This window comes from Sphingomonas sp. Ant20, assembly GCF_000783375.1.
In the GTDB taxonomy this organism is placed as follows: domain Bacteria; phylum Pseudomonadota; class Alphaproteobacteria; order Sphingomonadales; family Sphingomonadaceae; genus Sphingomonas; species Sphingomonas aerolata.
This window is the reverse complement of the sequence record NZ_JRVI01000004.1, coordinates 19,820-43,767: the sequence shown is the minus strand read 5'-3', so window position 1 is coordinate 43,767 and position 23,948 is coordinate 19,820. Positions and strand designations below refer to the sequence as shown.

General features: G+C 65.4%; 21 protein-coding genes and 3 pseudogenes. 2 read left to right on the top strand and 22 right to left on the bottom strand.

Going from position 1 to position 23,948, the window contains the following annotated elements:
- The 4 genes and pseudogenes from NI18_RS01385 to NI18_RS01370 all read right to left on the bottom strand — a co-directional run.
- Window positions 1-525: pseudogene (locus tag NI18_RS01385) on the bottom strand (PAS domain-containing sensor histidine kinase); the annotation flags it as partial.
- Window positions 526-533: 8 nt separating this feature from the next.
- Window positions 534-1,664: a DUF2336 domain-containing protein gene (locus NI18_RS01380; protein ID WP_031394560.1), complete on the bottom strand. Its 1,131-nt coding sequence runs from the start codon at window positions 1,662-1,664 to the stop codon at window positions 534-536.
- Window positions 1,665-1,698: 34 nt separating this feature from the next.
- On the bottom strand, window positions 1,699-2,880 hold the full coding sequence (locus NI18_RS01375; RefSeq protein WP_037527531.1) for a hypothetical protein: 1,182 nt from the start codon (window positions 2,878-2,880) through the stop codon (window positions 1,699-1,701).
- Window positions 2,881-2,960: 80 nt separating this feature from the next.
- Window positions 2,961-3,254, bottom strand: a complete 294-nt coding sequence (locus NI18_RS01370) for an Hpt domain-containing protein (RefSeq protein ID WP_031440942.1) — start codon at window positions 3,252-3,254, stop codon at window positions 2,961-2,963.
- A 182-nt stretch (window positions 3,255-3,436) separates the two neighbouring features.
- Here NI18_RS01370 and NI18_RS26175 point away from each other — a divergent pair, with 182 nt between their 5' ends.
- Together NI18_RS26175 and NI18_RS26170 are read left to right on the top strand one after the other, a co-directional pair.
- A complete protein-coding gene (locus tag NI18_RS26175) occupies window positions 3,437-4,147 on the top strand; it encodes a hypothetical protein (RefSeq protein ID WP_306286154.1) in 711 nt (236 codons plus the stop codon).
- A gap of 1,020 nt (window positions 4,148-5,167) precedes the next feature.
- The gene (locus NI18_RS26170) at window positions 5,168-5,629 is read left to right on the top strand and encodes a hypothetical protein (protein ID WP_306286153.1); all 462 of its coding nucleotides are present in this window, start codon (window positions 5,168-5,170) and stop codon (window positions 5,627-5,629) included.
- Window positions 5,630-5,652: 23 nt separating this feature from the next.
- Here NI18_RS26170 and NI18_RS01360 read toward each other — a convergent pair whose 3' ends face one another.
- The 18 genes and pseudogenes from NI18_RS01360 to NI18_RS01275 all read right to left on the bottom strand — a co-directional run bounded on the left by NI18_RS01360 (window position 5,653) and on the right by NI18_RS01275 (window position 23,850).
- Window positions 5,653-5,934, bottom strand: a complete 282-nt coding sequence (locus NI18_RS01360) for a DUF1467 family protein (RefSeq protein ID WP_031393778.1) — start codon at window positions 5,932-5,934, stop codon at window positions 5,653-5,655.
- Window positions 5,935-5,938: 4 nt separating this feature from the next.
- Window positions 5,939-7,575, bottom strand: a pseudogene (locus NI18_RS01355) (ribonuclease J).
- Window positions 7,576-7,638: 63 nt separating this feature from the next.
- Window positions 7,639-8,415, bottom strand: a complete 777-nt coding sequence (locus tag NI18_RS01350) for a type III pantothenate kinase (RefSeq protein ID WP_037527544.1) — start codon at window positions 8,413-8,415, stop codon at window positions 7,639-7,641.
- Window positions 8,416-8,487: 72 nt separating this feature from the next.
- Window positions 8,488-9,255, bottom strand: coding sequence for a biotin--[acetyl-CoA-carboxylase] ligase (locus tag NI18_RS01345; RefSeq protein WP_192008327.1), 768 nt, complete (start codon window positions 9,253-9,255; stop codon window positions 8,488-8,490).
- Window positions 9,222-10,666: pseudogene (gene nuoN, locus NI18_RS01340) on the bottom strand (NADH-quinone oxidoreductase subunit NuoN). Before nuoN ends, NI18_RS01345 begins: the two are co-directional and overlap by 34 nt.
- Window positions 10,666-12,198 carry an NADH-quinone oxidoreductase subunit M gene (locus NI18_RS01335; RefSeq protein ID WP_037527528.1) on the bottom strand — a complete coding sequence of 511 codons (1,533 nt, stop codon included), beginning with the start codon at window positions 12,196-12,198 and terminating at the stop codon, window positions 10,666-10,668. The pseudogene nuoN and the gene NI18_RS01335 overlap by 1 nt, the downstream one beginning before the upstream one ends.
- Window positions 12,198-14,306, bottom strand: coding sequence for an NADH-quinone oxidoreductase subunit L (gene nuoL, locus NI18_RS01330; RefSeq protein ID WP_037527526.1), 2,109 nt, complete (start codon window positions 14,304-14,306; stop codon window positions 12,198-12,200). Before nuoL ends, NI18_RS01335 begins: the two co-directional genes overlap by 1 nt.
- A 5-nt stretch (window positions 14,307-14,311) precedes the next feature.
- Window positions 14,312-14,614, bottom strand: a complete 303-nt coding sequence (gene nuoK / locus NI18_RS01325) for an NADH-quinone oxidoreductase subunit NuoK (protein ID WP_081874317.1) — start codon at window positions 14,612-14,614, stop codon at window positions 14,312-14,314.
- 2 nt (window positions 14,615-14,616) lie between these two features.
- Window positions 14,617-15,228, bottom strand: coding sequence for an NADH-quinone oxidoreductase subunit J (locus NI18_RS01320; RefSeq protein ID WP_037527524.1), 612 nt, complete (start codon window positions 15,226-15,228; stop codon window positions 14,617-14,619).
- Window positions 15,229-15,347: 119 nt separating this feature from the next.
- Window positions 15,348-15,833, bottom strand: a complete 486-nt coding sequence (nuoI, locus tag NI18_RS01315; protein ID WP_031393837.1) for an NADH-quinone oxidoreductase subunit NuoI — start codon at window positions 15,831-15,833, stop codon at window positions 15,348-15,350.
- On the bottom strand, window positions 15,830-16,879 hold the full coding sequence (nuoH, locus tag NI18_RS01310) for an NADH-quinone oxidoreductase subunit NuoH (RefSeq protein ID WP_031393838.1): 1,050 nt from the start codon (window positions 16,877-16,879) through the stop codon (window positions 15,830-15,832). Before nuoH ends, nuoI begins: the two co-directional genes overlap by 4 nt.
- On the bottom strand, window positions 16,876-18,870 hold the full coding sequence (gene nuoG, locus NI18_RS01305) for an NADH-quinone oxidoreductase subunit NuoG (RefSeq protein ID WP_037527522.1): 1,995 nt from the start codon (window positions 18,868-18,870) through the stop codon (window positions 16,876-16,878). The genes nuoH and nuoG overlap by 4 nt, the downstream gene beginning before the upstream one ends.
- On the bottom strand, window positions 18,870-20,171 hold the full coding sequence (nuoF, locus tag NI18_RS01300) for an NADH-quinone oxidoreductase subunit NuoF (protein WP_031393840.1): 1,302 nt from the start codon (window positions 20,169-20,171) through the stop codon (window positions 18,870-18,872). Before nuoF ends, nuoG begins: the two co-directional genes overlap by 1 nt.
- Window positions 20,171-20,839, bottom strand: coding sequence for an NAD(P)H-dependent oxidoreductase subunit E (locus tag NI18_RS01295; protein ID WP_031393841.1), 669 nt, complete (start codon window positions 20,837-20,839; stop codon window positions 20,171-20,173). The genes nuoF and NI18_RS01295 overlap by 1 nt, the downstream gene beginning before the upstream one ends.
- Window positions 20,839-22,074, bottom strand: coding sequence for an NADH-quinone oxidoreductase subunit D (locus NI18_RS01290; RefSeq protein ID WP_031393842.1), 1,236 nt, complete (start codon window positions 22,072-22,074; stop codon window positions 20,839-20,841). The genes NI18_RS01295 and NI18_RS01290 overlap by 1 nt, the downstream gene beginning before the upstream one ends.
- Entirely contained in the window at window positions 22,071-22,919 is an 849-nt protein-coding gene (locus NI18_RS01285) for an NADH-quinone oxidoreductase subunit C (protein WP_037527520.1), read from the bottom strand. The genes NI18_RS01290 and NI18_RS01285 overlap by 4 nt, the downstream gene beginning before the upstream one ends.
- Window positions 22,916-23,485, bottom strand: coding sequence for an NADH-quinone oxidoreductase subunit B (locus NI18_RS01280; RefSeq protein ID WP_037527518.1), 570 nt, complete (start codon window positions 23,483-23,485; stop codon window positions 22,916-22,918). The genes NI18_RS01285 and NI18_RS01280 overlap by 4 nt, the downstream gene beginning before the upstream one ends.
- On the bottom strand, window positions 23,476-23,850 hold the full coding sequence (locus tag NI18_RS01275) for an NADH-quinone oxidoreductase subunit A (protein ID WP_031393845.1): 375 nt from the start codon (window positions 23,848-23,850) through the stop codon (window positions 23,476-23,478). The genes NI18_RS01280 and NI18_RS01275 overlap by 10 nt, the downstream gene beginning before the upstream one ends.
- Window positions 23,851-23,948 lie beyond the last annotated feature (98 nt).

Genomic DNA, 23,948 nt, shown 5'->3' with positions numbered 1-23,948 from the left:
CTGGCGGCGCGCGACCGCGTCGAGGATCGGCAGCGCGCCGTCATCGCCGCTGTCGAGCATGACGAGGCTCGTCAGCGGCTTGCCGAGCAGCGCGAGCGGGTCGACGCCCATGCGGGGCCCTGCGTCGGGCGATACGAATGTCAGGCGAAGTGCAGCGTCGGTCTCCCAGCGCCAGTCGGCACCACTCGACAGGAAATCGACGCCTGCACCGGGGTTTGGTGCCGCTGGACGCCACGGCTGGAGTTCGCGCCAGCCGCTCACCGCAAGGCCGACCGTATCGCCCTCGGGCTGCGCACGGACCCACAGATCGAGATCGACGTCGTCATCGGCGATCACCACGCTGCGCGAAACCGCGATTCCCAGCCGGCGCGCCAGGCGTGCGATCATTGCGAGCTGCGGCACCGCGATCGGCGCGCCGATCACCCCCCCGGCGCGGCTGTTGAGCGCAAGCAGGATCGGATCCGCCGACAGCAACACGCCGTCCCCTGCCACTTCCGCCAGTGCGACCGCAGTGTCGCCTGTCATATATCCCGTCATCGTCGGTCTGCCCCGGCCAGCGCCCGCAACGCCGCGCGAAACTCGCGGTGCATCGCCAGCGGTGCGATCGCCGCGCGCGCATCGTCGACCGCGACGCTCGCGATGCTGTCGAGCGCGTCGGCGAAACTTTCGATATCACGGCGCGGATCGGCATCGGCCAGCGCCAGTCCGATCCGCGCGATCGTCTCCCGGTCGAGATCCGCCGCCCGCAGTGCCAGCCACAGTTGCTCTCCGTCGGGATCGAGTACGATCACCCGGACCTGTTCGGCATCAATCCCGATCGCATGCGCCAGCACCGCGACGAACAGGGTCAGACGCCGGTCGCCGAGCGCCTCGACCAGCAGCGCCGGCAATTCGTCGCGACGGGCATCGATCGCTGCGGCGAGGCGGATCGCGACGGCTTCGGGGCGCTCCGCGTCATCATGCGCGGCAAGGCTGCGCAGCGCCGCTTCGGTGATCGCCTGATCGCTCTGCCCGCGGCCCTGCATCGCGACCATCTCGCCAGCGTCCTTCAAGGCATCGTCAAGCCCGTCGCGCACCGCCGCGGCTACCCACCAGACGAGGCGGCGATGCAGGTCGGCGGGCACGTCGCTTCCCGCGATCATTCCCGATTCATTGGCCGCGCGACGCCGGCTTTCCGCCGCGAGCAGCGCGCCGGCCGCGGTGGCGACGGTCGTATCCGACACCCCCGTCAGGCGGATCAACAGGCTCGGCTCCTCGGGACCGGCGATCGCGGCGGGAAGGGCATCGGCGATCAGGTCATGCCGGACGCGTGCGATCAGGTCCTTCATCAGATCGCGGTCGCGCAACACCCCCGACCGCGTCAGCCGCAGCAAGGCGCCGCCCTGCGTCAGGATCGCCTCCGCCCGCGTCGTCTCCCCCAGCCCGGCAAGAACGCGGGCGGCATGACGGCGGATATCCGCCTCGATCGCCCCGATGATGCCGCGCAGGACATGTGCCAGCATCAACCGCGTACGTTCCTCCAGCCGCGCATCGGCGGTCAGGAAAAAGTCGGTGATCGTGGTTTCCAGCCGGTCGTCGGCCCGCTGACGCGCACGCGCGGCGCGCGCGATCGCACTCGCGCGTGACAGCGCGGGATCAGGCAAGGGTTCAGAGCCAACCGACATGCGCCGTGCCTACCCCCTTATTATTAAGGCGGTACTAAGGCTGAAGACGAAGATGCTCGATTGCCGCAGCCAGCGTGACCGTCGCGTACAGCCCGGCGATCGCAAGGCCCAACAGCGGAAATCCGAGGATCGCGACGATCGTGACAATCAGCAGATAGGCCGGCGCACTGCCCCACCACATGCGACGCGCCCGCTCGACGATCGCGCGTTCGCCCAGCGCTGCGATCGCGAGCAGTGCGGCCGCCATGACCAGCGCGCTGTTGTCGGCCGAATAGCCCGCCCACAGAAAGGCAAACAGCAGAACGGCGAGCGCGCTGACGACGCCGATTCCGCGCGTCTGCATCGTCGCGACCGACTCATCGTCGCGCAGGCCACTCAGCACCGAGCCGATCGCCAGACCGACACAGGCCGTGCTGGCAAGCACCAGTCCGGTCGCCAGCCAGCCGAACAGCATGGCGCCAAGCCCGGCTGCGGCGATACCCAGCGACGTCGCGCCGACGGTCGTGCCAGCAACGCTCTTATCGACCAGGAACGGCAGGCCGAGCCTGGCGATCGGCGCGAGCACGAAACGGTCGAACCAGCCGCTGCGCCCCGACACGATCGTCGCCAGCACGGCACGGCCGCGTTCTTCCAGCGTCCGCGCCTCGCGCTCGATGCCGTGCCCGCTGCGAATTGCATCGGTCGGCAGCAGGATCTGCACCGCGCGCGCCTGCACCGCGATCCGCAGCAGCGTCGATTGAAGGTCGTAATCATTGGGCAGGCCCGCGACTTCGGCGATCCGTGCGGGCTCCAGCCGGGCGACACCGGCCCATGCCATCTGGCCACCGACGCGCTCGAACCCGGGTCCCGCATCGTCCTCAGGCACGACGAGCAGCGCATCGCCGCCCTCGTTCGCCATCGCCGCGACGATGCTCTCGGTCGTCACCAGCCCATCGCCGAGCATCAAGACGCGCGCCAGCGGATGGAGCTTTTCCATCGCCTCGGCCGCAGTCCGGACGGTATCGACCGCGACACCACGGCGGTTGATGCGATTGATCGCGCCCAGCAACTCAGGCGTCAGCCGCGCGACGACCACGATGACCTGACGCACGCCGGCTGCAATCAGCAACCGCGCCTGATACTCGATCAGCGTGACGCCGCTGAACGGCAAAGTGGCAGCCAGGCGATCGGGGCGATCGTCGGCATCGTGAATAGCAAAGAGAAGCCCGGCAAGCATCTGCGGCTGTTAGGCGTCGAAACGACGGATGCAAAGCCCGTGCGTCAGAAGCACGCGCAGATCACCGCCCTGCATCCGGGTCAAAGCTGCTTTACCGCGTCGCGCAGCCGACGCAGCATGTCGTCGTCGCCGGGCGGGGTGTCGGCCGCCGCGCGCGCCAGCGTCATCAGCGGCATCGCGCCAAAGCTCGCCGCCAGCCCCTTCAGCCGCCATGCCGCGGCGCGCCATGCCTCGGCGTCGGATGCGTCCACCATAGCGTCCAGCGCGTCGGCGGCGCTGTGGGTGAAGGCGAGGTGCAGGTCGGCGATCAGCAGCGGATCGTCCCCGACCGCGGCTGCCAGGGCGGCGTCGATTGCTCCGGGATCATAGGCCATGAGATGGGGCGTACACGCGACCGACTTAACGGGAGGTTGCGCTATTCGCTTTGTCAAAGCCGATTTCATGGTAAAACCCGGACATGAACGGGGGTTCTTCCATCATCGGCCTGCGCGCGGACCCTGCCCGGGATCCGGACCTTGGCGACGTCCCACCACCGCCTTTGAAGGAACGCGCACCCGTGTTTATCGACGACTATATCCTGCCGGCGGACGACGACGGCGCCGATCGCGGGCGGATCTTCGCGGGTGCGGCGATCGCCGCGGTCCTGCTCTGGCTCGCCGTCATGCTCTGGCTCGTCCGCGGCGAGATCGGTGCGATCGGACCGGTCGCGCTGGTCCAGCTCCTCGCAGCGCTGTGCGTCGTGCCGGCGCTGATCGGCATCATCTGGTTGCTCGCGATGCGGACGAGCCGGGCCGAGGCGGCGCGGTTCGGGGTCACGGCGCGCGCGATGCAGGCGGAGTCCGCCCGGCTCGAACAGGCGGTCGCCGCGACCGCGCAGACGATCGACCGCAATCGCCGTCATCTGGCGGACCAGGTCGACACGCTGATGACGATGGGCGAGACCGCGCATCAGTTTCTCGGCGCGATCGGCGAAGGCTTCGCGACCGAGATCGACGCGCGACGCGCACACGCGCAGCCTCGTTGCCGCGGCCGACGCGACGCAGACGTCGCTCGGTGTCCTGCTTGCCTCGCTGCCGCGCGCGCATGCCGAGACCGAAGCGATGGCGGACCAGCTCGAACGCGCCGGCCTTTCCGCCAGCGAGCATGCCGGTGCCCTCGATGCGCAGATCGGCGCGCTGGCGGCCCGTGGGCGGGAGGCCGATGCGGTGGCGAGCGGCGCGGCGCAGCGGCTGGCCGCACATATTATCCGGATGGAGGCGACCAGTGAAACCGCAGGCGCCCGGCTCGAGGCGGTTACCGAGACGATGTCCGCGGAGGTTGACGCACTGCTCGGGCGTACAGCGGATGCGGTCGACGACGCACGCAAGGGCATTGCCGCGCAGGGTGACGCGGTGCTGGCGATGGTCCGCGCCAATCAGGTGGCGCGCGACGGCGCGACGCGCGCGAGCGCCGAGGCGATTGCCGACCGGATCGCCGGCGTCGATTCGGCGATCGCCCAGGTGGCGCGCCGCCTAGAGGAGCAGCGTACAGCCGGGGAGGATATCCTCGGCTCGCTCGGTTCAGGCCTCGACCAGGTCGAGACGCGGATCGACACGCTCCACCATCATGGTGTCGAACGAACCCAGCTGCTCGCTGCGTCGATCAGCGCACTGGGCGGCTCGGCGGACGCGATGACCGAGGCGCTCCGCTCGGGCGAGGCGATGGCGGGGCGGACGATCGGCACGACCGAATCGCTGCTGATCGCCCTCGACGCCGCGGCGCGCGAGATCGACGAAACCCTGCCTGACGCGCTGTCCCGGCTCGACCGGCGCGTCGCCGACAGCAAGGCGATCGTGGTCGCGGCAAAGCCCGAATTGCTCGCGCTCGTCACCGCGGCCGAAAGTACGCACGACGCGATTGAGGCGATTGCCGGTGTCATCGCCGAACAGCGTAGCGTGCTCGATCGCCTGTCGAACACGCTGCTCGACACGCTGGCCTCGGGTCGCGCCAAGGCGGACGCACTGGGCCAGATGGTCGACGAGACGATCGATCGCACCAACAGCTTCTCCGAAGAGGCCGCACCCCGTCTCGTCGAGGCGTTGCTGCGCGTCCGCGAGACCGCGACCGCGGCGGCGGATACAGCGCGCCACACGCTCGCTCAGGTCATTCCCGCGCCGCGCAGGCGCTCGAGCTCGCCAGCAGTGCTGCGCTGCGCCGCGCGACCGGCGACACCGTCGATCGGCAGATCCAGGCGATCGGCGACGCGACCGACGCCGCGGTCGACGCGACGACGCGCGCGACCGAGCGGTTGGCGGCACAGGTCGAGGCGATCGCACAGCAGACCGCGGTCGTCGAAACCCGGCTCGAAGAGGCACGCAACGACCGCGAAACCGCCGATCGCGACACATTCGCGCGGCGGGTCTCGCTGCTCATCGAATCGCTGAACTCCGCCTCGATCGACATCGCCAAGGCGTTCGCGCCCGAAGTCGCCGACAGCGCCTGGGCGGCCTATCTCAAGGGTGATCGCGGCGTCTTCACCCGCCGTGCGGTGCGCATCCTCGACGCGAACGATGCCCGATCGATCGCGAACCTGTATGACGACGATGCGGGCTTCCGCGAGATGGTGAACCGCTACATCCACGACTTCGAATCGATGTTGCGTGCGATCCTGGCACAGCGCGACGGCTCACCGCTCGGTGTCACCCTGCTCTCGTCGGATATGGGCAAGCTCTACGTGGCGCTAGCACAGGCGATCGAACGCCTCCGCTAAAAGGGGCGCCCGCCCCGGTCGCGCTAGCGGCGGACCATGTCGCGTGTGTCGAACAGGTCGAACATCTGCGGCGTGATCCAGCCGTAAGCGTAATTCAGCTGGAACAGCACGAACAGCGTCGTCGCAACGATCGTCACGCGCCAGGCGACGCGCCCGGCGTGGAAATCATGCGGCGCGCTCTCGGACTGGCCGGGGACGGTCTCGCCCCCGACCTCGCGCGTCGTCCGCACACCGAATGGCAGGACCAGGAACACCGAGAACGCCCAGAACAGGACGTAGATCGCGAGTGCCGAGGTCCAGCGCATCGGCTCAGCCTTCGATCAGCAGAACGTCGACGATCGGCTTCTTGCCGGTCCAGCGCGTCGAGACCTTGCGGACCGCAAGTCGGACCTGCTCGCGCATCTTGTCGATATCGCGCTTGCCGCCCCGCACGGTGTCGGCAACCGCCTGGACCGCATCCGCGACGAATGCGGCACGATCTTCCTCCACCGGCACGCCCTGGACGCGGACCTGCGGCTGACCGAGCATCCGCCCGTCCTTGCCGATCGCCACCGCGACCGAAATCTGGCCATTGATCGCCAGCTTGCGACGCTCGTTCAGCGTGGTGCCGTCCGCCGGCAGGATCACGTCACCATCGAGGACCAGGCGGCCGACCGTCGCATTGCCGATCTTGACCGGCCCCTTGGGCGCCAGCCGGACGATGTCGCCGTTGCTCTGCACCAGCGCACGGGGAATCCCCTGCTCCAGCCCGAAGCGCGCATGCTCCATCATGTGGCGCATCTCGCCATGCGTCGGGATCAGCGTGTCGGGACGCAGCCACTCGTACATCTGCGCGAGCTCCGGCTGGCCGGGATGGCCCGAGACGTGGACGTGCGCCTGGCGCTCGGTCACCATGCGGATTCCCTTGGCGGCCAGCGTGTTCTGGATGCGGCCGATCTGAACCTCGTTGCCGGGGATCTGCTTCGACGAGAAGATCACCGTGTCATCGGCCTCGAGCGTGATCGTGTGGCTGCCATTGGCAACCCGCGCGAGCGCGGCGCGCTCCTCACCCTGCCCGCCGGTGGCGATGATCAGAACCTTGTTCTTGGGCAGACGCATCGCGGTGTCAGGATCGATCGTCTCGGGGAAGTCCTTCAGATACCCCGTCGCACGCGCGACCTTGATGATCCGGTCGAGCGAGCGTCCGGTGACGCAAAGCTTGCGCCCGGTTTCCTTCGCCACTTCGCCGAACGTGTGAAGCCGTGCGGCGTTCGACGCGAAGCTGGTGATCATCACCCGGCCCTTGGCCTTGCTGACTTCCTCAAACAGGCCCTTGCGGACCGTGCTCTCGCTGCCCGACGCGGTGGTGTTGAAGATGTTGGTCGAATCGCAGACCAAGACGTCGACGCCCTTGTCGCCGATCGCCATGAAGCCTTCGGGCTTGGTCGGATTGCCGATCACCGGGTTCTTGTCGAGCTTCCAGTCGCCGGTGTGGAACACGCGACCATAGGGCGTGTCGATCAGCAGCGCGTTCGCCTCGGGGATCGAATGCGACATTTCAACGAAGGTGAAGCCGAACGGCCCGAGCTGGAAGTTGCCGCCCATCGGGATCATCTTGAGCTTCACGCGGTTGGCGATCCCCTCTTCCTCGAGCTTGCCGCGGACCAGGCCCATCGTGAACGGCGTCGCATAGATCGGCACGCCCAGATCTTCGGCGAGATAGGGCAGCGATCCGATATGGTCTTCATGCCCGTGCGTGATCACGATGCCGAGCAGATCGTCGATCCGCTCCTCGATGAAGGACAGGTCGGGCAGGATGACGTCGACGCGGGATATTGCGGATCGGCAAAGGTGATGCCGAGATCGACCATCACCCATTTGCCCTGGCAGCCATACAGGTTGACGTTCATGCCGATTTCGCCGGAGCCGCCAAGGCCACAGAAAAGGAGTTCGTTCTTCGGAGTCATTGATTACTTTCAGGATTACAGGGGAATGTGGCCCGCAGGCCGGTTGGCGCGAGCCCAATGGCCCTAGATATGGTGACGGTCCCACATCATCGCCAGCCCCTGGATCGTCAGGTCGGCCTCGATGACGTCGAACACGTCGGTCTGTTTTTCGAAGAGGGTGGCAAGTCCGCCGGTCGCGATGACCTTGACCGGACGCCCGACCTCGGCCTTCATCCGCGCGACCAGCCCCTCGATGATCGCGACATAGCCCCAGTAGATGCCGATGTGCATCTGCGAGACCGTGTTCAGCCCGATCACGCTGGTATCGGCGGGCGCCTCGATCGCGATCCGCGGCAATTTGGCGGCAGCGGTGACCAGCGCGTCGAGCGACAGGTTGATCCCCGGCGCGATGATGCCGCCCTTATACGCGCCGCGATAGTCGACGAGGTCGAACGTCGTCGCGGTGCCGAAATCGATGACGATCAGGTCGCCGTCGTGCAGCGCATGCGCGGCGATCGTATTTACCGCACGATCAGCGCCCAGCGAGGCGGGCTCGTCGACATCGATCGCGATCCCCCATTCGACCGGCGCGCGGCCGGCGATCAGCGCCTCGGTCGCGAAATATTTCGACGCGAGCACCTGCAGATTGTGCAGCGCGCGCGGCACGACCGTCGCGATAATGACGCCCTCGACCGCCCCCCGATCATGCCCGCCAAGCTGCATCAGCTGGCTCAGCCACACCGCATACTCGTCCGCGGTGCGGCGTGGATCGGTCGCGATCCGCCACCGCGCGACGATGACGCCCTTCTCGACGAGCGCGAACACGACATTGGTATTGCCGGCATCGATGGCGAGCAGCATGCGGGGACCTTCAACCTTTCCGTGCGGATAGTGCATAGTCGAGACCCGCGGCGATGGCGATGACGCGCCGCATCACAGCAGGAATATGTCGGCGGCGTGGATGACACGACGCTCGCCCGACGCTGTGCGCAGGATCAACGCGCCATCGAGATCGAGCCCCTCGAACAGCCCGTCGACCGCCTCCCCGTCCGCGAGCCGCGCGGTCAGCGCGGTGCCCGCCGGATGCGCGCAATCGACCCAGCGCGCGCGGACCGGCGCCAGCCCCTCGGTCCGCCAACGCGCAACCCAGCGCGCAAAGCCGTCTGCAAGGATGTCGAGGAACGACGACGGCTCAACGACGACGCCGTGCACCGCGAGATCGGTCGTCTTACGATCGGCCAGCTCGGGATGGTGTGCAATGTTGACGCCAAAACCAACGACGACCGAGTCGTCCGCGCGCTCGAGCAGGATACCGGAAAGCTTGGCATCGGCGAGCAGCAGGTCGTTCGGCCATTTGAGTAGCAGTGTCGCGCTCGAGTCCGTCGTCGCCTGCCGGATACCGTCGATGAGAAGGGTCGACACGGTCTCATACAACGCGACTGCCGCGACGAGCGCGAGGCTGGCGGCGGGCGGATCGCCCAGGCGCAACCGCACCAGCGTGCTCGCATAGAGATTGCCGTCGGGGGACGACCATTCCCGCCCCTGCCGGCCGCGTCCTGCAGTCTGCCGAACCGCCCTCAGCCAGAGGCCGTCATCGGCGCCGGTGCGAGCCAGCGCCAGCAGGTCGGCATTGGTCGATCCTGTTTCCGCAACGGTACGGATAATGCTCAGAACAACGCCCGCGCTGCCGCCATCGTCCATGCGCCGAGCACGGGGATGAGCAGATAGCCGGCCGGCGAGACGAATACCGCCGCCAGCGCGATCAACCCGCCCTCGACCTTGTTCTCCATCGGCGCAAAGGCGGGTGCCGGATCGTCGAAGTACATCGTCTTGACGACGCGCAGGTAATAATAGGCGCCGATCACCGATGCCGCGATGCCGACCACGGCGAGCGGGAAGAGGCCTGCATCGACTGCCGCACTGAACACCGCGAACTTCGCATAGAAGCCGAACAGCGGCGGAATACCGGCAAGGCTGAACATGAAGATCGCGAGTGCGGCGGCAAGCCCCGGCCGCGTCCGCGACATGCCCGCCAGGCTCGCGATCGTCTCGACCGGCTGCCCGTCATCGCCGCGCATCTGCAGCACGACCAGGAACGAGCCCAAGGTCATCGCGACATAGATCGTCAGATACATCAGCACGCCCGACACACCTTCCGGCGTCCCTGCAGCGAGACCGATCAGTGCGAAGCCGACATTGTTGATCGACGAATAGGCCAGCAGGCGCTTGACGTTGGTCTGACCGATTGCCGCGACCGCGCCGAGGATGATCGAGGCAAGCGCCGCGAAGATCACGATCTGACGCCACTGGTCCGTCGCCGGCCCCATTGCCTCGATCGCGACGCGTACCGCCATCGCCATTGCCGCGACCTTGGGAGCCGAGGCGAAGAAGGCGGTGACGGGCGTCGGTGCGCCTTCATAACGTCGGGCGTCCACATGTGGAACGGCACTGCGCTGATCTTGAATGCGAGGCCTGCGAAGACGAACACCAGACCGAACAGCAAGCCAAGCGACTTGGTCCCGGCATAGGCGTCGGCGATGCCCGAGAACAGCGTCGTACCGCTGAACCCGTAAACCAGCGAAATACCGTACAACAGGATGCCGCTGGCGAGCGCGCCAAGCACGAAATACTTCAGACCCGCCTCGGCCGACCGCCCGTCGCGCCGCATGAAGCTGGCGAGGACATACGCCGCAAGGCTCTGCAGCTCGAGACCGACATAGAGCGTCAGCATGTCGCTGGCCGAGACCATGATGCCCATGCCACAGGCCGACAGCAGGATCAGCACCGGATATTCGGGACGAAGATCCTCGCCCTGCGACCGTGCGAAGAAGCTCGGCGCCATCATGATCGCGACGGCAGAGGCGATGTAGATCAGCACCTTGGCAAAGGCACCGAACGCATCGGCACGGTAGAGGCCGTCGAACGCATAGCCGCCCGACGATGCCGGGCCGACCAGCGCGATCCCGGCGCCGACCAGGACGAACACGGATGCGATCGACACGGCGCGCGTCGACGTGTCCCCGCCCCAGGCCGAAACGAGCATCAGCGCGATCGCGCCCAGTGCCAGCACCAGCTCGGGCAGCGTCATTGCGATGTTAGCGGCGTATTCCATCAGTGTGCCTCCCCGTGCGCGGCTTCATGCACGGTGGCAGCCTTCCCCGCAGTTGGGTTCGAATCGCTGGCCGGCTTGGCGCGGTCGACGCGCGCGAGCAGGACGCTCACATCCTTGCGCATCGGCGCGAGGAAGCTCTCGGGATAGACGCCCATCCACAGCACGACGGCTGCGATCGGTGCGAGCAACCAGAATTCGCGCGCCGACAGGTCGACCATGCCGCGAACCTCGTCCGACTTGATCTCGCCAAAGACCACGCGACGGTAGAGATACAGCATGTACGCCGCACCGAGGATGATGCTCGTCGTGCAGAGCAGCGCCGTCCAGGTCGAGACCTGATAGGTGCCCATCAGCGACAGGAACTCGGCGACGAAGCCGCTGGTGCCCGGCAAACCGATCGACGCCATGGTGAAGAACAGGAAGAAGATCGCATAGCGCGGCATGTTGATCGCCAGGCCGCCATAGCGCGAGATCTCGCGGGTATGGAGCTGATCGTAGATCACGCCGACGCACAGGAACAACGCACCCGACACCAGCCCGTGGCTCAGCATCATGATCATCGCGCCTTCGATGCCCTGCCGGTTGAACGCGAACAGACCGATCGTGACGATCGCCATATGCGCGACCGACGAATAGGCGATCAGCTTCTTCATGTCCGACTGCACGAGCGCGACCAGCGACGTGTAGATCACCGCGACCGCCGACAGGCCGAAGATCAGCCAGGTGAGCTGGCCCGAGGCTTCGGGAAACATCGGCAGCAGGAAGCGCAGGAAGCCGTATCCGCCGAGCTTGAGCAGCACGCCCGCCAGGATTACCGACCCTGCGGTCGGCGCCTGCACGTGCGCGTCGGGCAACCAGGTATGGACCGGCCACATCGGCATCTTGACCGCAAACGACGCGAAGAACGCCAGCCACAGCCACGTCTGCACGTGCGCCGGGATGTCGTAGTTCAGCAGCGCCGGAATGCTCGTCGTGCCCGCGGTCTTCGCCATGTACAGCATCGCGATGAACATCAGGACCGAGCCGAGCAGCGTGTACAGGAAGAACTTGTACGACGCGTAGATCCTGTTCGCCCCGCCCCAGATGCCGATGATCAGGTACATCGGGATCAGGCCGGCTTCGAAGAAGACGTAGAACAGGAACAGGTCCTGTGCCGCGAACGTGCCGATCATCAGCACTTCGGTGAACAGGAACGCCGCCATATATTCCGGCACGCGGGTCGTGATCGAGCGCCAGCTGGCGCCGATGCAGATCGGCATCAGGAACACGCTGAGCATGATCAGCATCAGCGCGAAGCCGTCGATGCCGAGCGACCAGCCAAACGGCCCGAAGATGCCGGGGGCGTGCTCGACGAATTGCCACTGCGCGCCGCCAATGTCGAAGTTCATCCACAGCATGATGCCGAGCACGAAGTCGATCAGCGTCGCCGCCAGCGCGAGCATCCGGGCCGTGTTCGCCGAGACGAACAGGCATGCGATGGCCGCGATCATCGGGACCGCGATCAGGACGGAAAGGATAGGAAAGCCGGTCATCAATAGAGTCCGATCGCCCAGGTTACGGCGGCTGTCAGGCCGATCAGCATGACGAAGGCATAGGTGTAGAGATATCCCGTCTGGAAGCGGCCGGCGACCCGCGCGCCGACCTGGACCAGCCAGGCCGACCCGTCGGGGCCGAACCGGTTGATCGTCTTCTCGTCACCGCGGTGCCACAGGAAGCGGCCGATCGCAAAGGCGGGGCGGACGAAGATCAGGTCGTACAGCTCGTCGAAATACCACTTATGCAGCAGGAAGTCGTAGAGCACGCCGAACTGTTCGATCACCTTGCCCGGGAAGGACGGGTTCTTGATATAGGCGTACCAGGCGGTCAGCAGGCCGAGCAGCATCGCGATCGTCGCCGACAGCTTGATGATGAGCGGCACGCCGTGCATCTCGTGCATCAGATGTTCGCGGAACGCGAGTGCGCCCTTCCAGAACTCTTCGCCCGCACTCGGCTCGATGAAGTAACCGTGGAAGACGAAGCCTGCGAGCACGGCACCGATCGACAGGACGATCAGCGGGATCAGCATCGGCAGCGGGCTCTCATGCGGGTGATACCCGCCATCGCCTTCCGCCGGCGCATGCACGGCATCGTGATGATCATGCGGCGCATGGCCTGCGTCCTCGGCCTTAGCCGGGTTCGCGTGGTGATCGTCGACATGATGCGCGTCGTGCGCATGATCGTCGTGACCATGGGCGTCGTGGAGCGCATGCTGGATGTGCTCCGATGCGGCCCAGCGCGGCTTGCCCCAGAAGGTGAGGAACATCACGCGCCACGAATAGAAGCTGGTGAGCAATGCGACGAGCACGCCGACGAACCACACGCCCGGCTGACCGGCCGCCCAGCTCGCCTCGATGATCGCATCCTTCGAGTGGAAGCCTGCGAACCCGAATGCGGTGTTGCCGAAGATGCCGGGGATGCCGACGCCGGTGATCGCGAGCGTACCCGCCATCATGCCCCAGAACGTCACCGGGATCTTCTTACGCAGACCGCCATAATAGCGCATGTCCTGCTCGTGGTGCATCGCATGGATCACCGAGCCGGCACCCAGGAACAGCAAAGCCTTGAAGAAGGCATGCGTGAACAGGTGGAACATCGCCGCGCCGTACGCGCCGACGCCAGCTGCGAAGAACATGTAGCCGAGCTGCGAACAGGTCGAATAGGCGATGACGCGCTTGATGTCGGTCTGGACGAGGCCACACGTTGCAGCGAACAGGCAGGTCGCGGCCCCGACCGAGGTGACGACGGTCAGCGCGACCGGGCTCATCTCGAACATCGGCGACAGGCGGCAGACCATGAACACGCCCGCGGTGACCATCGTCGCCGCGTGGATCAGCGCCGACACCGGGGTGGGGCCTTCCATCGCGTCCGGCAGCCAGGTGTGCAGGCCAAGCTGTGCCGACTTGCCCATCGCGCCGACGAACAGCAGCAGGCAGAGCACCGTCATCGTATCGAAGCGGTAGCCGAGGAAGCCGATCGTCGAGCCGGCCATGCCGGGCGCCGCGGCCAGGATCTCGGGGATCGAGACCGTGCCGAACACCAGGAACGTGCCGAAGATGCCGAGCATGAAGCCAAGATCGCCGACGCGGTTGACGACGAACGCCTTGATCGCGGCCGCGCTGGCCGACGGCTTGCGGAACCAGAACCCGATCAGGAGGTAAGACGCGAGGCCCACGCCTTCCCAGCCGAAGAACATCTGGACGAGGTTGTTCGCGGTCACGAGCATCAGCATCGCGAAGGTGAACAGCGACAGATACGCAAAGAAGCGCGGCTGGTCGGGATCCTCGTCCATATAGCCCCAGCTATACAGATGGACGAGCGCCGAGACCGAGGTAACGACGACGAGCATCACCGCGGTCAGCGCATCGACGCGCAGCGACCACGCGACGTTCATGTCGCCCGACTGGATGAAGTTGAGCAACGGCTCGACGGTCGCGCTGCTGGTGCCCGCCATGAAACCGAGGAAGATCGGCCAGGACAACAGGCACGACGCGAACAATGCGGCCGTGGTGACGATTTTCGCCGGCACGTTGCCGATCGCGCGATTGCCGAACCCGGCAACGATCGCGGCCAGTAACGGCAGGAAGACGATAAGCTGGATCAACCGTATTACCCCTTCATCCGGTTGACGTCGTCGACCGCAATGGTGCCGCGACCGCGGAAATAGATGACCAGGATGGCCAGGCCGATCGCGGCCTCACCCGCCGCGACCGTCAGCACGAACATCGCGAACACCTGTCCGACGAGATCGTTGAGGAAGGCCGAGAAGGCGACGAGATTGATGTTCACCGCGAGCAGGATCAGCTCGATCGCCATCAGGATGACGATGAGGTTCTTGCGGTTCAGGAAGATGCCGAGCACCCCCATGGTGAACAGGATCGCCGCGACGACGAGGTAGTGGACGAGACCGATCGTCACAGTTCGACTCCCTGCCCGACGACCGGGCGCGTGTTGCGCGTTGCGTCCTGCGGACGGCGCGCGTTCTGACGACTGATGTTCTGCGCCTTCACGCCGCCACGCTGGCGATGCGTCAGCACGATCGCACCGATCATCGCGACGAGCAGGACGAGCCCGGCCGCCTCGAACACGAATAAATAGCGCGTGTAGAGCAGATTGCCGATCGCCTGGATGTTGGGCACCCGGGCATCGATCGGCGCCGCGCGCCGCGCGAGCTGGATTGGCCCCGTGCTCCATGCGCCGATCGCGATCATCACCTCGGCGGCGAGTGCAACCGCGAGCGCCAGCCCGATACCGAAGTACCGCGCCACGCCGGCACGCATCTCGGCAAAGTCGATGTCGAGCATCATGACGACGAACAGGAACAGCACCGCGACCGCACCGACATAGACGATGACGAGCAGCATCGCGATGAACTCGGCCCCGACGAGGATCATCAGACCCGCCGCGTTGAAGAAGGCGAGGATCAGCCACATCACCGAATGGACCGGATTGCGCGACGCGATCGTCATGGCGCCCGACAGGACGACGACGGAGGCGAAGAGATAAAAGGCTAAGGCCTGGATCATGAGGTCCTCGTCACCCCAGCGAACGCCGGGGTCTCACGCCGCGCAGGCGCGCTCGGAAACGGGGAGATCCCAGCCTGCGCTGGGATGACGGAGTTAATCTGTGTCATCGCGGCGCTCGCTTAACGGTACGGCGCATCGGCGGCAAGGTTCGCCGCGATCGCGCTTTCCCAGCGATCGCCGTTATCGAGCAGCTTCGACTTGTCGTAGATCAGCTCTTCGCGCGTCTCGGTCGAGAATTCGTAGTTCGGACCCTCGACGATCGCATCGACCGGGCATGCCTCGGCGCACAGGCCGCAATAGATGCACTTGGTCATGTCGATGTCGTAGCGCGTCGTGCGGCGCGAGCCGTCGTCGCGCGGTTCGGCCTCGATCGTGATCGCCTGGGCGGGGCACACGGCCTCGCACAGCTTGCACGCGATGCACCGCTCTTCACCATTGGGGTAGCGACGCAGCGCATGCTCGCCGCGGAACCGCGGGGACACCGGGTTACGCTCGTATGGATAATTGATCGTCGCCTTTTCCTTGAAGAAATAGCGAAGCGTCAACGCGTGCGCCTTCACGAATTCCCACAGGGTGAACGACTTGATGATCTGAGCAACGCTCATGAACCCACTCCAACGCGCGTCAGCATCAACACGCCCGACACGAGGAAAACCCAGAACAGCGAGACGGGCAGGAAAATCTTCCAGCCGAGCCGCATCAGCTGATCATAGCGATAGCGCGGCACGGTCGCCTTCACCCAGCTGAACAGGAAGAAGAAGAACAGGATCTTGGCGAACAGCCAGATGATCCCAGGCACGTAATAGAGCGGTGCCCAGTCGACCGGCGGCAGCCACCCACCCCAGAAAAGCGTCGCGTTGAGCGCGCACATCAGGATGACGTTGGCGTACTCACCGAGCCAGAAGAGCGCGAACGCCATCGACGAATATTCGGTCTGATAACCGGCGACGAGCTCGCTCTCCGCCTCGGTCAGATCGAACGGTGCACGCTGCGTTTCCGCCAGGCTCGAGATGAAGAACATCACCGCCATCGGGAACAGCAGCGGATTGACGATATAGCCGTTGATATGCAGCCCGAACATGTTCTGCTGCGCGGTCACGATGCCGGACAGGTTGAACGTGCCCGACCACAGGACGACCGAGATCAGGATGAACCCGATCGCGACTTCGTAGCTGACCATCTGCGCGGCCGCACGCAGCGCCGAGTAGAACGGATATTTCGAATTCGACGCCCAGCCCGCGAGGATGATCCCGTACACGCCGAGCGAAGACGCCGCGAGCACGTAGAGCAAGCCGACATTGATGTCGGCGAGCACGACGCCGGGCTGGAACGGGATTACCGCCCAGACGATCAGCGCGACCGTGAAGGTGATGATCGGCGCCAGCAGGAACAGCGCGCGATTGGCAGCCGCGGGGACGATCGTCTCCTGCAGGAACACCTTCAGGCCGTCGGCAAAGCTCTGCAGCAGGCCGAAGGGACCCACCACGTTCGGACCACGCCGAAGCGCCATCGCCGCCCAGATCTTGCGATCGGCATAGATGATCATCGCGACCGCCAGCATCACCGGCAGCGCGATTGCGAGAATGTCGATGATCGTCGCGAGGAAGAACGCCCAGTCGTAACCGAGCGAGGATTCGAACCAGGAGATCATTCGGCTGCCTCCGCAAAGTCTTCCCCGTGGAGAAGTTCAGCCGAGCAGCGCTGCATCGTCGGCGATGCGCGGCAGATCGCGTTGGTCAGATAGAAGTCCTTGATCGGATAACCGGCCAGAACCCCCTCACCCGCACCGCCGAGCGACGGCGGGTTCCACTCGAATGTCGCGAGCGCCTGATGACGCAGCGCGGGAACGGCAGCGAACATTTCTTCGCGCAGCCCCTCGAAGCTGTCGAACGGCAGCGTGTGGCCGAGCGCATCGGACAGCGCGCGGAAGATCGACCAGTCGTCGCGCGCATCGCCGGGGGCGAACACTGCACGCTCGCCGCGCTGTACGCGACCTTCGAGATTGACCCAGGTTCCCGACTTCTCGGCATAGGTCACGCCCGGCAGGATGACGTCGGCAGCCGCCGCACCCTTGTCGCCGTGATGACCCACGAACACCTTGAAGCCCGCGAACTGGCTGAAATCGACCTCGTCCGCGCCGAGGAAGAAGCCGAGCTTCGCCCCCATCACGTCGGCGATGCCGCCCGTCTGCGCATAGCCGAGCATCAGCCCGCCCATCCGCGACGCCGCCATATGGACCACGTTGAAGCCGTTCCAGCCGTCCTTGACGAGGCCCAGCGTGTCGACGAGCTTCAGCGCGGCGCCGTGGCCACCCTTCAGCGCCGCGCCACCGACGATCACCATCGGACGCTCGGCCTTGCCGAACGCCTCGGTCACCGCGTCGGGCAGATTGCCGAGCAGCGCCAGATCGTCGCCGAGCCACTCGACCTTGTAGGTCAGCTCGGTCTCGGGCCCGATCGCGAAGACCTTCGCGCCCTTCTTGATCGCCTTGCGGACCCGCGTGTTCACCAGCGGCGCTTCCCAGCGCAGGTTGGTACCCACCAGCAGGATCGCGTCGGCACGCTCGGTGCCGGCGATCGTCGTGTTGAAATTGACCGCGGCGATGTTCGACGCGTCATAGGCCATGCCGGTCTGGCGGCCCTCGAGCATCGTCGAGCCCATCTTCGCGACCAGCGCCTTGGCGGCGTACATCGTCTCGCAGTCGACCAGGTCGCCTGCGACCGCGGCTACGCTCGACCCGGCATCAATTGCCTTGATCGCTGCAAAGGCCTCGTCCCATGTCGCAGGAACCAGCTTGCCGTTCACGCGGACATAGGGCTTGTCGAGGCGACGACGCACGAGACCGTCGATCGCGTGGCGCGTCTTGTCGGTCGCCCACTCCTCGTTCACGTCCTCGTTGATCCGCGGCACGCAACGCAGCACCTGGCGACCACGGCTGTCGAGCCGGATATTTGTGCCGACCGCGTCCATGACGTCGATCGTCAGCGTCTTGCGCAATTCCCACGGACGCGCTTCGAACGCGTAGGGCTTCGAGGTCAGCGCACCGACCGGGCACAGATCGACGACGTTGCCCGACAGCTCGCTCTTGACCGCGTTTTCCAGATACGAGGTGATCTGCATGTCCTCGCCGCGGAAGATCGCACCGATCTCCTCGACGCCGGACACTTCCTCGGCAAAGCGGATGCAGCGCGTGCACTGGATGCAGCGGGTCATGACCGTCTTCACGATCGGCCCCATATACTTTTCGGTGACCGCGCGCTTGTTCTCGTCATAGCGCGAATGGCCGCGGCCATAGGCCACCGACTGGTCCTGCAGATCGCACTCGCCGCCCTGATCGCAGATCGGGCAATCGAGCGGATGGTTGATCAGCAGGAATTCCATGATGCCCTCGCGGGCATTCTTGACCATCGGCGAGTTGGTGAAGATCTCCTGCTTGTCCGCGGCCGGCAGCGCGCACGACGCCTGCGGCTTGGGCGGACCGGGCTTCACCTCGACCAGGCACATCCGGCAATTGCCGGCGATGCTCAGCCGCTCGTGGTAACAGAAACGCGGGATCTCCTTGCCGGCAAGCTCGCACGCCTGCAGCACGGTGGCACCCTGCGGCACCTCAATCTCTACGCCATCGACTTTGACTAAGGGCATTACTCTGCGGCTTCCATCATCGGCGCGGTGTCACCACCACGTTCGCGGATACGGCGTTCCATTTCTGGGCGGAAATGCTTGATCAGGCCCTGGATCGGCCAGGCTGCGGCGTCCCCTAGCGCACAGATCGAGTGACCCTCGACCTGCTTGGTGACCTGCTGGAGCATGTCGATCTCGGACAGCTCGGCATCGCCGGTGCGCATCCGCTCCATCACGCGCCACATCCAGCCGGTGCCTTCGCGGCACGGTGTGCACTGGCCGCAGCTCTCATGCTTGTAGAAGTAGGAGATACGGCTGATCGCACGGACGATGTCGGTCGACTTGTCCATGACGATGATCGCCGCGGTGCCGAGGCCCGAACCGACTGCCTTCAGGCCATCGAAGTCCATCGCGCAGTCCATGATCTGCGCGGCGGGCACCAGCGGCACCGAGGAGCCGCCCGGGATCACCGCGAGCAGATTGTCCCAGCCGCCACGGATCCCACCGCAATGCGTCTCGATCAGGTCGCGGAACGAGATGCTCATCTCTTCCTCGACGACGCAGGGCTTGTTCACATGCCCGCTGATCTGGAACAGCTTGGTACCGCGGTTGTTCTCTGCGCCGAAGCTCGAGAACCAGGCAGCACCACGCCGAAGGATCGTCGGTGCGACCGCGATCGACTCGACGTTGTTGACCGTCGTCGGGCAGCCATAGAGGCCTGCGCCCGCCGGGAATGGCGGCTTGAGGCGCGGCTGGCCCTTCTTGCCCTCGAGGCTCTCGAGCATCGCAGTCTCTTCGCCGCAGATATAGGCGCCCGCACCCCGGTGAACGAACACGTCGAAGTCGTAGCCCGAACCGCACGCATTCTTGCCGACGAAGCCACGATCATATGCCTCGGCGACGGCTGCGAACAGCGTCTCCGCCTCGCGGATATATTCGCCGCGGATGTAGATGTAGGCGGCGCGCGCGCGCATCGCGAACCCGGCGATCAGCGCGCCCTCGATCAGCTTGTGCGGATCGTGACGGATGATCTCGCGATCCTTGCAGCTGCCCGGCTCGGATTCATCGGCGTTGATGACGAGGAAGTTCGGCCGGTCGGGCTTTGGCTCCTTGGGCATGAACGACCATTTCGTGCCGGTCGGGAACCCTGCCCCGCCACGGCCACGCAGACCCGACGCCTTCATCACATCGATGATCGCGTCCTGGCCGAGCGCCATCAGGTCCTTGGTATTGTCCCAATCGCCGCGCATGATCGCCGCGTCGATATTCCACGGCTGAAAACCGTAGACGTTGGTGAAGATGCGGTCCTTGTCGGCGAGCATCAGGCCCACTCCCCCCGGTAATCGTGGTTCGCGTCGACCATCGCCTTGAGCGAGGTCGGGCCGCCTTCGGGGCAACTCGCGCGGCGGCCGAATTGCGGCCCCGGCGTCGGCGTGCCGCCACTGGCAAGCGCCTCGAGGATTTCGGTCGTCTTGTCGTAGTCGAGATCTTCGAAGTTATCGTCGTTGATCTGAACCATCGGCGCGTTCGCGCAGGTGCCCAGGCACTCGACCTCGGTCAGCGTGAACATGCCGTCCGGCGTCGTACCGCCCTTGACGAGGCCCCGGTTCTTGCACGCGGCCAGCACGTCGTCCGACCCGCGCAGCATGCACGGCGTCGTGCCGCAGACCTGCACGTGATAGCGACCGACCGGCGCGAGGTTGAACATCGTGTAGAAGGTCACGACCTCATAGACGCGCATGTACGGCACGCCGATCTGACGCGCGACGAACTCGATCACCGGCACCGGCAACCAGCCCTGGGTCTGCGTTTCCGCACCGACCTGGCGCTGGGCAAGATCGAGGAACGGGATCGACGCCGACTGCTCGCGGCCCTTCGGGTAGCGCCCGAGGATCTCGTTCGCCTTCACCTGGTTCTCGTCCGTCCAGGCGAACGAGCCCCAGCGTGCGCGGGTCTCTGCCTCGTCGGGAATTTTCGGAGCTTCAGCCATCAGCGGTCACATTCACCAAAAACGATATCCATCGCGCCGAGGATCGCGGTCGTATCTGCCAGCATGTGACCCTTCGCCATGAAGTCGAAGGCCTGGAGATGCGAAAACGCGGTCGGGCGGATCTTGCAGCGGTACGGCTTGTTGCTGCCGTCGGCGACCAGATACACGCCGAATTCGCCCTTGGGGCTTTCGGTCGCGACATAGACGTCGCCGGCGGGCACATGGAAGCCCTCGGTATAGAGCTTGAAGTGATGGATCAGCGCTTCCATCGACTGCTTCATCTCAGCGCGCTTGGGCGGCACGACCTTGCGGTCGAGCGACGCGATCGGACCCTCGGGCATGTCGCGCAGGCACTGCTTCATGATCCGTGCCGACTGACGCACTTCCTCGACGCGCACCATGAACCGGTCATAGCAATCGCCACGCGTGCCGACCGGCACGTCGAAGTCCATCTTGGCATAGACGTCATAGGGCTGCGACTTGCGCAGATCCCAGGCGATGCCCGACCCGCGGATCATCGGGCCCGAAAAGCCCCATTTGATCGCATCGTCACGGCTGACGATCGCGATGTCGACGTTGCGCTGCTTGAAGATGCGGTTGTCCGCGACGAGCGAAATCGCATCCTCGAACAGCCGCGGCAGGCGCGTGTCGAGCCAGTCGCCGATATCGGCGAGCAGCTTGAGCGGTGCATCCTGATGCACGCCACCCGGACGGAAATAGTTGGAATGCATGCGCGCGCCGCTGACGCGCTCGAAGAAGTTCATGCAGTCTTCGCGGATCTCGAACAGCCACAGGTTCGGCGTCATCGCGCCGACGTCCATGACGTGGCTGCCGAGGTTGAGCATGTGGTTCGAGATGCGCGTCAGCTCGGCGAAGAACACGCGCAGATACTGCGCCCGCTCAGGCACTTCGAGGTCGAGCAGCTTCTCGACCGCCAGCACCCAGCTATGCTCCATGCACAGCGGCGAGCAGTAATCGAGACGATCGAAATACGGGAGCGCCTGCGTGTAGGTCTTGTACTCGATCAGCTTCTCGGTGCCGCGGTGAAGCAGCCCGACATGCGGGTCGACACGTTCGACGATCTCGCCGTCGAGCTCCATGACCAGGCGGAGCACGCCGTGCGCCGCGGGATGCTGTGGACCGAAGTTGATCGTGTAGTTCTGGATCGTGACGTCGCCGGTCGTGGGATCGGCCGCATCGCCCTCGCCCAGAAGCTCCTCTACATAGAGACTCACTGGTTCTGTCCTCCGCCCTTGGTCGGGATAACGTCCGACTCCACGGGCTTGTCCTGCTTCTGGTTGCCCGGATCGGGCTCGCCCGCACCGCTCTGCGTAGTGTTCTGGACGTCCTTCTTCGCATAGGGCTCGCTCGGCGCATCGGGCGCCTTGGTCGCGCTCTGTGCGGCATCCGCCTTGACGATCGTATCGGCCGACAGCGGGGTCTGCGCCCCCTTGGCCTGCGGCAGTGCGCCCTTCTCGTCACCCGGAAGGACGTATTCGGCGCCCTCCCACGGGCTCATGAAGTCGAACGTGCGGAAATCCTGTGCGAGCTGCACCGGCTCGTACACGACGCGCTTCGCCTCTTCCGAATAGCGCAGCTCGACATAGCCCGTCAGCGGGAAGTCCTTGCGCTGCGGATGCCCGCGAAAGCCGTAATCGGTCAGGATGCGGCGCAGGTCCGGGTTGCCGCTGAACAGCACGCCGTACATGTCGTACACTTCACGCTCGAGCCAGCCGGCGACCGGCCAGATGTCGGTCACCGACGGTACCGGCTTGTCCTCGTCGGTCGCGACATGGACGCGCAGGCGGTGGTTCCGCGTCAGCGACAGCATGCAATAGACGACCTCGAACCGCTCGGCACGATCGGGATAGTCGACGCCGGCGATCTCCATGAGCTGCTGATAGGCAAGCCCCGGCGTGTCGCGCAGTGCGATCATCGCGTCATACAGGTCCTCGCGACGAACGTGGAGAGCGACCTCGCCGACCTTGTCGACCGCGTCGAGCAGCATGCCGCCGAGCGCGGCGCGGGCCGCGTCGATCGTGCCGTCATTGGCGGCATAGGCTGGTGCGGGCGCCCTCACCGTTCGATGCTCCCGGACCGCCGGATCTTCCGCTGCAACTGCATGATGCCGTACAGCAGCGCTTCCGCGGTCGGCGGACACCCGGGGACGTAGATGTCGACGGGGACGATCCGGTCACAGCCGCGCACGACGCTGTAGCTATAATGATAATAGCCGCCGCCGTTCGCGCATGATCCCATCGAGATCACGTATTTCGGCTCCGACATCTGGTCGTAGACTTTGCGAAGTGCGGGCGCCATCTTATTGCACAGCGTTCCGGCGACGATCATCACGTCCGACTGACGCGGCGACGCGCGCGGTGCGGCACCGAAGCGCTCGAGATCGTAGCGCGGCATGTTGACGTGGATCATCTCGACCGCGCAGCAGGCGAGCCCGAACGTCATCCACCACAGCGAGCCGGTACGGGCCCACTGGAACAGCTCCTCGGTCGAGGTGACCAGGAAACCCTTGTCGGTCAGTTCACCGTTCAGGCCGTCGAAAAAGCCCTGGTCGGGCGGCACGATCGCGCCACCGCCGGCGGGTGCCAGCAGACCGGAACCGGGCTGCGATGTGAGCTCTACTCCCAATCGAGTGCTCCCTTCTTCCATGCATAGGCGAGGCCGAGGGCCAGTTCGCCGATAAAGATCATCATCGAGATCCACGCGGTCCAGCCGAGCGTGAAGACCGAGACGGCCCAGGGAAACAGAAACGCCGCCTCGAGATCAAAGATGATGAAGAGGATGGCGATCAGGTAGAAGCGCACGTCGAACTGGCTGCGCGGATCCTCGAATGCGGGGAAGCCGCACTCATATTCGCTCAGCTTCTCAGGCGTAGGCTTGTGCGACCCGGTGAGCCTGGAGACAGCCATCGGCAGGAACACGAACGTGCTCGACAATGCGATGGCGACCCCGAGGAACAGGAGGATCGGAAGATAGTGCGACAGGTCGACCAAATGGCTTCTCGCAGATGCGAACAGATGGGGAGCCTTTAGGCCGATGGGCCCCGTGGGGCAAGGCTGGCGGCCCGTGAGAATCACTCGCAACAGCCGTA